Origin of the sequence: Thermovirga sp. (assembly GCA_012523215.1) — a bacterium.
Taxonomy (GTDB): Bacteria; Synergistota; Synergistia; order Synergistales; family Thermovirgaceae; genus 58-81.
Window position 1 is genome coordinate 1 of record JAAYIZ010000101.1, and the last position, 1,717, is coordinate 1,717.

General features: G+C 59.8%; 2 protein-coding genes and 1 pseudogene. 1 reads left to right on the top strand and 2 read right to left on the bottom strand.

Annotated features, from left to right (window positions below; translation table 11 throughout):
- Positions 1 to 848 (bottom strand): UDP-glucose/GDP-mannose dehydrogenase family protein (locus GX108_02845; GenBank protein NLO55983.1); only part of this gene is annotated, 848 nt, incomplete at its 3' end.
- Between the two features lie 124 nt (positions 849 to 972).
- Positions 973 to 1,338, bottom strand: coding sequence for an EamA family transporter (locus GX108_02850; protein NLO55984.1), 366 nt, complete (start codon positions 1,336 to 1,338; stop codon positions 973 to 975).
- A 198-nt stretch (positions 1,339 to 1,536) separates the two neighbouring features.
- Here GX108_02850 and GX108_02855 point away from each other — a divergent pair.
- Positions 1,537 to 1,717: pseudogene (locus GX108_02855) on the top strand (phospholipid carrier-dependent glycosyltransferase).

A 1,717-nucleotide genomic window follows, 5' to 3' on the forward strand; every position in this document is an offset into this window, starting at 1 on the left:
CCCTTGGAGGAGGCGCACTGGATGAGGGCCTGGACGTCCTTGGGGAAACAGGAGCCGCCATAGCCGAGGCCGGCGTAAAGGAAGGAGGAGCCAATCCGGGTGTCGGTGCCCATGCCCACCCGGACCTGTCCCACGTCGGCCCCTACCCTTTCGCAGAGGCGTGAGAGTTCGTTCATGAAACTGATCCTCGTAGCGAGCATGGCGTTGGAGGCGTACTTGGTCATTTCAGCCGACGGGATGGACATGGTGTAGAAGCGGTCCTCCTTCATGACGAAGGGGGCGAAGAGCTCCCTGAGCAGCCTGTCGGTAGCGTCGTTATCGGTCCCGATGATGATCCTGTCGGGGCGGAGGCAGTCCTCCACGGCGGCCCCCTCCTTGAGGAACTCGGGGCAGAAGGCCACGTCGAACTCGATGTCCTGCCTTTTCCGCCCGGCGAGCCTTTCGGCGATGATCTTCGTGATCTCTGCCGTGGTACCTACGGGGATGGTGGACTTGGCGACGACGATCTTGGGGCTGTCCATGAGCCTTCCGATGCGGGACGCCGCCTCGAAGACGGAGGTGAGGTCGGCGGAGCCGTCGTCCATGGCAGGCGTGCCCACGGCGATGAAGATGAAGAGGCTCGGGTCCAATCCCTCCTTCAGATCCGTCGTGAAGCGGAGGCGCCTCTCGGAGAGGTTTCTTCTGACCATGTCCTCGAGACCGGGCTCGTAGATGGAGACCCTGCCCTCTTTCAGACCCGCTATCTTGGCATGGTCGACGTCGACGCACCATACGTCGTTGCCGTTCTCGGCGAGGCAGGCCCCCGTGACAAGACCGACGTACCCGGTCCCGATGATGCAAACTTTCATGAATATCCCCTCCAGGATCCTGAGATAGGTCGAAAAAAGACGTGGATCGTGAGTCGGAAATTGTAAGTCGGGAAAAGAAAACTGGCTCACCAGTGGTGATTAGCGTTCAGCCTTTAGCTGCTCCTTACCTGCTTATCACCAGCACGCCCGACAGTATCAGGAAGACGCCCAGGAGCCTCGCAAGGGTGACCTGCTCGGCGAAGAAGATCGAGGAAACGCCCAGGACGAGGATGAAGACCAGCCCCGACATGACCGGGTAGGCTACAGACAGGTCCACCCTGGTCAAGGCCGCGCTCATGAACATGAAGGATATACCGAAGCAAACCACCCCCGTCACGGCCCAGGGGTTGCCGGCTATGCGAAGTACAGCCGCCGCGAACCCCCTCTCGAGCAGGTCCTGCTGGTGTCCGAAGCCGATCTTCATAATGCTGCTGGCCGTGGCGTTGAAAAGTGCGGAGCCCAGGATCATGAGCATACCGAGCCGGTCCATGGCAGAGCACCTCCCGCGGTTGGTAATTCATAGGGCTATGCCGTTATAATAATCCATGTTCGCGTTCTTTGCGCCCCGGCGCGAGAGATCCTCACTTTCTGGAGGCAGGATTCCTTGTTTTCTTCTCATAGAAAAAATATGCTGTTCCTTCTTGTCCTCACAACGGTCCTGTACCTCGTGGCCCTCGGAAGCCATGGCCTGCTCGATCCCGACGAGGGTCGATACTCGGAGATTCCCCGGGAAATGCTGGAGAGCGGGGACTTTATCACGCCCCGCCTCAACTACGTGGCCTACTTCGAAAAGCCGGTCCTCCACTACTGGCTCACGGCCCTTTCCTTCAAAGTGCTGGGGCAGAACGAGTTCGCCGCCCGCTTCTTCC